Consider the following 8,328-nt stretch of genomic DNA (forward strand, 5'->3'; position numbering starts at 1 on the left):
ACCGATGCGCCGATCATGAACGACGGCACCGACATCGGCGGCACCCGGCACCCGGCACCTCGTGCGGACGACCGGGGCCGCAACGGCCGGCGGAGGGGAACGCCGCCGGTCCGGCCGGGTGCGGGCGGCCACCGGGACGCGCCGGGAGCCGCGCACAGGGGGAGGTGACTTTCCCCACAGCCGGACGCCGATGCCGGTCACCCGCGGTCACCACCGGGCCCCACCGACCCCATCCGGCCCATCCACCTCACGGGACCACCGGAGTCCCTCCCGCACCACCGTCACCCGCGACCCGCCCCGATTGGCATGATCGGGACCGCCATCGGGCGGGGACCTCAGGCAACGAGGGCGGGAAGGGGTCGGGTGCCGTGGTGCGGACACCAAGCGGAATGAAACTTTCCGTTAAACCTGCAACAAAAAGCGGCTGGACGGAGCCTGTCGGGACAGGGGCTCATCAGGGTCGTTCGGCACCGATTGAACCGGTGCAGACCGGGCAGTTCCGACACGGAGCGAGATCGGCGCGTGTCACGCACAGCACAAAAGTAAGGGGTACCCCCTACTTTCCCCCCGCTGTCTAACATGCCACAGCAGAGACCCCTAGTAGCGTCTCGACTACTGTCGAGCCCCATGACCGGGGGATCTCCACGAATCAGGCGGATGGCCATGCATGAACCGTGCACGACTTGAAGGCGGCTTGTAAGCATGATTGAACAGACAACAAATAGCCCGTGGCTGATCCGATTCCACTCCACTCAGGGCGCCGAGGCACGGTTGGTGTGCCTCCCGCACGCGGGTGGATCCGCTTCGTACTACTTCCCGATGTCACGGGCACTAACCCCGCGTGCCGATGTGATCGCCGTCCAGTACCCGGGCCGGCAGGACCGCCGGGCCGAACCCTGCATCACCGACGTCGGTGAGCTGGCGGACGCGATCGCGGCCGAGCTGAAGGGCCACCTGGACCTTCCGCTGGTGCTGTTCGGCCACAGCTTCGGCGCGATGCTCGCCTTCGAGGTGGCCAGGCGGCTGGAGCAGGACGGCCACACCGGCCCGCTGCACGTCATAGCCTCCGGCCGACGGGCGCCGTCCACGCACCGCGAGGAGTCCGTGCACACCCGCGACGACGACGGGGTCATCGCGGAGATGCGGCTGCTGAGCGGCACCGACGCCCGCCTGCTGGCGGACGAGGAACTGATGCGGATGGCCCTGCCGGCGATCCGCGGCGACTACACGGCGGTGGAGACCTACCGGGCGGAGCCGGGCGCGAGCACCCGCGCACCGATCACCGTGCTCACCGGCGACACCGACCCGCGCACCTCCGCGACGGAGGCGGCGGCGTGGCAGGACCACACCAGCGGAGGCTTCGCCCTGCACACCTTTCCGGGCGGCCACTTCTTCCTCGGCGACCACGCCGACGACGTGGTGCGGATCGTGGCCGGCTGTCTCGGCTGACCACCGGCGCTGCACCGAATCCATAGCTCGACGACCGCCTTCGCGCGGTGTTCCACAATGCATTCCGGACGGTCTGCCAGGCGGGCGGAGGCCGGACTCTCGGGGGAGAGTGAGACATTTGGCCACTCAAATATCGGAACGTACAGAACAACTCGCGCTGTTGGGGAAGCTCCTGGCCGGCGCGCGGCAGGGCCGGGGACGCGTGGCCCTGCTCAGCGGCCCGGTGGCGAGCGGGAAGACCGCGCTGCTGACGGACTTCGGCGACATGGCGCCGGCGGGTGGGGCGGTCCTGCTGGACTGCACGGGAGACCCGGCCGAGAGCGCCCTGCCGTTCGCCCTGGCGCGGCGGATCTTCGAGAGCGCGCCGCTGACCTCCTCCGCACGGGCGGAGGCGACCCGGCTGCTGGACGAGGCCGGGGCCGAACCCGAGGCCCACGAGCAGATGCTGGCGATGCCGAAGCTGGTCACGCTGCTGCTCGACACGGCGAAGGAGCAGCCGCTCGTCATCTCCGTCGACGACGTCCACGCCAGTGATCCGGCGTCACTGCGCTTCCTGCTCTACCTGATCCGGCGGATCAGGCACGCCCGCGTCCTGGTCGTGCTCAGCGAGCCGGCCCGGCCCGGGCCCGAGCAGCGCAACCTGCACGCCGAGCTCGCGCACCTGCCGCACTGCACCCGGCTGCGGATCAGGCTGCTGTCGCCGGCCGGCACCGCCGAACTGCTGGAGGAGTTCCTCCCGCCGGCGGCCGCGGCCGCACACGCGGCCGGGTTCCACGACCTCACCGGCGGCAGCCCGCTGCTGCTGCGGGGGCTGATCGAGGACCACCTGACGGCGGTCGAGGCCGGCGAGTCCACGCCGTCCGTCGTGCGCGGCGAGCACTACGCCCAGGCCGTGATCGACTGCCTGCGCCGGCTCGGGCCCGAGGCTCCGGCCGTCGCCCGGGGCATGGCGGTGCTCGGCGAGGCCGGTACCCCGAAGTTCGTGGCGCAGCTGCTCGACATCCCCGGCAAGACCGTCGAGAAGGCGGCGGCGGACCTCTCCAGGAGCGGTCTGCTGCACCAGGGCGCCTTCCGCGACCCGCGGGCCGGCGCCCTGGTCCTGGACGCCATGCCCGCCGCCGCCGTGACCCGGCTGCGCACCCGGGCCGCCGAGATGTTCTACGCGTACGGCTTCGCGGCGCCCGAGGTGGCCCGCCACCTGGTGGCGGCGGGCGGGCCCGGCGCGGCGTGGACGGTGCCGGTGCTCCAGGAGGCGGCCGAGTACGCGCTCGCCGACGGCGACACGGAGTTCGCCCGGCACGCCCTGGCCCTGGCCCAGGAGTCCTCGCAGGACGACCAGCTGCGTGCCTCGCTCAAGGTGAAGCTGGCCGGGGTGACCTGGCGGGCCAATCCGGCGGACGTCGACGTGCAGGTCGCGCAGCTCCTGCCGGGCACGGCCGCGGAGGCGGACGCGACGGCCGGGCAGCTGTCCACCAGCGACCTCGTCGTCACCGTCGCCTACCTGGCCTGGTCCGGCCGGCTGGGCAAGGCGGCCGGGCTGCTGGACACCCTGGAGCAGCACCCCGACTGGTCCGGCGACGAGGAGCGCACCGCGCTCACCACCGCCCGGCACTGGCTGGCCATGCTCAGCCCGTCGCTGCGCATGCCGGACGGCCTGCGGACCCCCGCGGGCGCCGGCGACGCCATCGCCGGCGCCGCGGACACCGCGCACCGGCACACCGCCTGGGCGGTCACCGCGGCGCTGTCGGCGCAGGGCCGGCGCGCCGACGCGGTGTCCGAGGCGACCCGGGTGCTGCAGCGCTACCAGCTCAACGACGGCTTCATCCAGCCGCTGGTCTTCGCGCTGTGGGCGCTGGTCTACACGGACCGCCTCGACCTCGCCCAGCCCTGGTGCGAGCGGCTGCTGACCGAGTCGGCGGACCGTCACGCACCGGTCTGGCAGGCCCTGCTGATGTCGGTACGGGCCGAGATCGCGCTGCGCCAGGGCGACCTGCCCGCGGCACGGCGGCACGCCGAGTGGGCGCTGTCCCGGATGAGCCCGAAGAGCTGGGGCCTCGGCTCCTGCCTGCCGCTGGCCACCCTGGTCCAGGCGCACACCGGCATGGGCGGGTACGAGGAGGCGCGCACCCTGCTCGGCTGGGCCATGCCCAAGTCCTTCGACCGGACGCTGCCCGGCCTGCACTACCGCCGCGCCCGGGGCCGCTGGAACCTCGCGATGGGCCGCTACCACGTGGCGCTGGAGGACTTCCTCGGCTGCGGGCAGCTGATGGAGGAGTGGGGCTGCGACGTCCCCGAGCTGGTGCCGTGGCGGCTGGACGCGGCGGAGACCTGGCTGGCGCTCGGCCGGGCCGACAAGGCCCGCGAACTGGCCGAGGAGCAGCTCGCCCGCAGCCCCGAGCAGCTGCGCGGGGTCACCCTGCGGGTGCTCGGCTCGGCGACCGGCGGGCGGCACGGACTCCAGCACCTGCACGACGCGGCGGAGCTGCTGGAGAACGGCGGCGACCGGGTGCAGCTGGCGCTCACGCTGGCGGAGCTGGGCCGGGCGTACCGCTCGCTCGACAACGTCAACCGGGCCCGGATGCTGGTGCGCAAGGCCTGGCACGTGGCCAAGGCCTCCGGCGCGGAGCCGCTGTACCGCCAGCTGATCCCGGGCTACGCGGACGGGGACGGCGAGTTCGACGTGCCGGTCCACGAGCCCGTGCCGCAGCAGGACACCGCCTCGCTGACCGAGGCGGAGAGCCGGGTGGCGATGCTCGCCGCGCACGGCCACACCAACCGGGAGATCGCCGCCAAGCTGTACGTCACGGTGAGCACGGTCGAGCAGCACCTCACCCGCATCTACCGGAAGTTGAACGTGAAGCGGCGCCGTGACCTGCCCACCAAGCTGTCCGCGAGCGACCTCCAGCCGGAGGTGATCCCGGGGCCGTCGGTGGGTGGGCCGGTGGCGGTGCTGGCCTCCCATCCCGTCGGTGCCGGTCTATACAATTAGCTCCTGTCACATCAGCATCACGCGTCACACGGACCGCACTCGGCGGAGGTGCCGGTCCGATCGCAGGACACGGCGTTCCGGGGAACCGCCTCCCGGACGTCACACCACTCGGCGGGAACTTCACGGGGCGCGCGGCCACAGCCGCACTCGGGGCCAGGCCCCGCAGTGGGCGGTCTTCGGGCTGGGACGGCGCACCACAGCGGAGCAGCGGACGGGCAGGGACGCGGACGACGGTCCGCCCCACCCGTCCGTCCTCGCTGTGAGCAGCGGACGAAAAGGGTACGGGCGATGGTGAGGAACAGAAGCAGCCGCTCGACTGGGCTCCACGCATTTCTGGAAGGGGGTCTCCTGGGGGCCGGCGACGACCCCTGGCCGAGGATCGCGAGCATCGACGGCGCGGCCGGCACCGGCAAGACCACACTGCTCTGCGAGCTCACGGAGCACGCCGCCGAACGCGGGAGCACCGTCGTCGGCGCGGTGGCCTCGCCGGCCGAGCAGAGCCTGCCGTACGAGGTGCTCGAACAGCTCCGGCAGGGCCTGCCGGGCGACGGCGGACCACGGCCCCGGTGGCCGGATTCCGACGGGCCCGTCCCGCCGCAGGTACTGGAGGAGGTCCGCCGGGAGTTCACCGGGCCGGCCGCCGGGCGTCGGGTGCTGATCACCGTGGACGACGCCCAGTTCGCCGACCGGCACTCCCTGCGGTGTCTGCTGCACCTGGTGCGGCACTCCCCCGCCGGCGCACTGGCCGTCATCCTCACCCGGGGCGACCGGGCCGGCGGCCCCGAATCGCCGCTGGACGAACTGCTCGCCGACGAGGACGTCCTGACGGTCCGGCTCGACCCGCTGACCGTCGAGGAGGTCGCCGGGGTGCTCACCGAGCAGCTGCCCGTCGCCGAGGCGAGGCGCCTGGCACCCGTCCTCCACGAGGCCGGCGGCGGCAATCCGCTGCTGGTCAAGGCCCTGCTGGCCGACCACCTCACCCACCAGGCGCCGGGCGAGACGTTCCGGCAGGCCGCGCTGCGCTGCATCCACCGCAGCGGCGACGAGGCCCTGGCCACCGCCCGCGGCCTGGCCCTGCTCGGCGGCGCCGACGGCACCCCGCACCTGGGCGCGCTGGTCGGCCTCGACGACCCGCGGGCCCGGGACGCGGTGGCCGCGCTGCGCGTCGCCGGCATCCTCAAGGGCTCGCGCTTCCGGCACGAGGCCGTCCTCTCCGCCGTCCTGGACGACCTGCCCGCCGAGGAGGGCACCCGGCTGCGCCGCCGGGCCGCCGAACTGCTGCACCACGGCGGCGCCGACCCGATGCGCGTCGCCGACCAGCTGCTCGGCCTCGACCACACCGAACGGCCCGCCGACCAGGACTGGGTCTACCGGGTGCTCCAGGAGGCGGCGCACCGGGCGCTGGTGCGCGACGACATCCCCTACGCCATGCGCTGCCTGCAACTCGCCGAGCGGCACTGCCCGAACGAGGCCGCCCGGCTCGCCGTCAAGTCCGTGCTGGCCCACCTCACCTGGAGCATGCGGCCCGCCGCCGCGCCCCAGCAGCTCCGCTCCCTCACCGAGCCGGCCTGCGACGGCCTGCTCCCGCCGGACTACACCCTGCGCCTGGTCACCCAGCTGATGTGGTACGGGCACCTGGACGACGCCGCCGCCGTCTTCCGGGGCATCAGCTCCTGCCTGGACGAGGACGACGGCGCCCCGCGCCTGGACGCCGAACTCCAGGCCACCCGGCTGCTGATGGCCGCCACCTACCCCGGCGCACTGGACGGCGCCGGGCAGCCGCCGTCCGCCTGCCAGGACCCCGATCCGGTCACCGATCCGGTCACCGGCCGGGTTCCCGACCGGGCCCCGGACACCTCCGGGCTCACCGCGTTCCGCGAGCTGACCAGCGTGCTGGTGCCGACCTGCGGCCCCGGCCCCGGCTCCGTCTCCGACGCCGAACAGGTGCTCCAGTCCACCCGGCTCACCGACCACAGCCTGGAGCCGCTCAGGGCCGCCCTGCTCACCCTGGTCCTGCACGACCGGCTCGACGCCGCCGCCCGCGCCTGCGACCGGCTGCTCGGCCAGGTCTCCGGCGAGCACGCCCCGACCACGCTCGCGGTGCTGACCGCGATGCGCGGGCTGATCTCGCTGCGCCGCGGCCGGCTCACCGAGGCCGCCAACCTCGCGCTCTGCCACGAGCTCCAGTCCGTCACCGGCCGCCCGCGCGCCACCGACTGGGACGCCGCCGGCGGCCTGGACGCCTCCAGGGAGGGCTGGCTGGCCCGGCTGGAGCGGCTGCCCGGCCTGGCCCACCTGGTCGGGACGGCCTGCCGGCAGTGGCAGCACACCCACACCGAACTGTTCGCCCGGCTCGCCGCGGACCGCGCGCTGCTGGTCGAGCGGATGTGGCAGGGCGAGGACCCGGGCGCGCTCGACTCGCTGCGCGGCGAGGCCGGCGACCGGCACGCCGGCGGCCGTTCCGTCGCCCTGCTGCACTTCGCGGGCGGCCGCTCGGTGGTCTACAAGCCCAAGGACATGCGGCACGCCACCGCCTACCTCGGCCTGGTCGAGCGGCTCAACCGGGAGCTGTCGCTGGACCTGCCGCTGCGCACCGTCCTGCTGCGCAGCGACCGCGGCGACGACGGCCACGCCGCCTCGCTGACCGGCGCCGCCGAGGAGGACTACGGCTGGGAGGAGCTCGTCCCGCACCGGCCCTGCGCCGACCGCTCCGGCTTCGCCCGTTTCTACCGGCGCCTGGGCATGACCGTCCGGCTGGTCCAGCTGCTGGAGGGCCGCGACCTGTGGGCGGACAACCTGCTCGCGGACGGTGAGCACCCCGCGCTGATCGACCTGGAGTGCCTGCTCTACCCGCGGGTCCAGCCGCCGCCGGCCGTCCGGCCCGAGCAGCACGGACTGCTGGACGACCTGGAGTCCACCGTGGTGCGCACCGCGATGGCCTTCCAGTCCTGGACCCCGGCGCGCGGCCGCACCACCCTCGACATCGGCTGCCTGTCCCGGCTCGGCAGCCTGGAGGTCGCCCCCGGCGTGCCCGCGCTGCCGCTGCCGCCGTACCGGCCGGTGCTGGCGACGGACGACGGCGGCACCGAGACCGCCGACCCCTGGCAGTACACCGACGAGGTGGTCGCCGGCTACCGCGAGATGCACGCCGCCTTGTGCCGGATCCGCGAGGAACTCGCCCACCCCGAGGGCCCGTTGGCCGGGTTCAGGGGCATCTGGGTGCGCTACATCTGGCGGCACACCTGGGACGGCTACAAGATCCTCAGGGCCTCCACCAGCCCGCTCGCCCTCGACTCCGGCGCCACCAGGGAGACCGTGCTCGCCGGCGCCCTGCACGGCACCACCCCGGTGCTCGCCGAGGTGCCGGGGCGCACCGACCTGGCCGAGGTGGTGCTCGCCGAGATCGAGGCCTTCCGCGAGCTCGACATCCCGTTCTTCCGCTCGCTGACCACCTCCTCCTCGGTCTTCACCGCGGACGGCCGGGAGATCCCCGGACACTTCCTCGGCACCGGGTGGCAGCGGCTCGGCGACCGGGTCGCCGAACTGGCCGGCTTCGACCTGGAAGGCCAGGTCGCGGTGCTCACCGGCTGCCTGGACGCGGCCCGCACCGGCACCGACCGCGAGCGGGAGCCGTCCAGGGCGGTGCGCGCCTCGGTGCCCTCCAACGGCGAACTGCTCGACCACGCGGTGCGGATCGGCGACGCCGTCCTCGCCGAGCGGCGCGGCACCGGCTGGCTCGGCCAGAGCTGGTACCCGGGCACCGGGCTGCGCCAGGTCGAGGTGCTCGGCCCGAACCGGCCGAGGCCGCCGCCCCATTGGCCGAGGACCGGCTACACGCCCTGTTCGCCCTGCGCGCACCACTGCGTGAGCAGACCCTGTGGCACCTGCTG

3 protein-coding genes are annotated in these 8,328 nt (G+C 74.1%); all 3 read left to right on the forward strand.

Features of this window, described 5'->3' with window-relative positions; translation table 11 throughout:
* Nucleotides 1–702 precede the first annotated feature (702 nt).
* A complete protein-coding gene (locus tag BU198_RS09280; RefSeq protein WP_188296366.1) occupies nt 703–1,449 on the forward strand; it encodes a thioesterase II family protein in 747 nt (248 codons plus the stop codon).
* Nucleotides 1,450–1,558: 109 nt separating this feature from the next.
* Nucleotides 1,559–4,438, forward strand: coding sequence for a helix-turn-helix transcriptional regulator (locus tag BU198_RS09285; RefSeq protein ID WP_188296367.1), 2,880 nt, complete (start codon nt 1,559–1,561; stop codon nt 4,436–4,438).
* A 288-nt stretch (nt 4,439–4,726) separates the two neighbouring features.
* Nucleotides 4,727–8,328: DUF4135 domain-containing protein (locus BU198_RS09290; protein ID WP_188296368.1), on the forward strand; the 3,602-nt coding region annotated here is incomplete at its 3' end.

It is taken from the genome of Streptomyces sp. CBMA156 (assembly GCF_014596515.1).
GTDB lineage: Bacteria > Actinomycetota > Actinomycetes > Streptomycetales > Streptomycetaceae > Kitasatospora.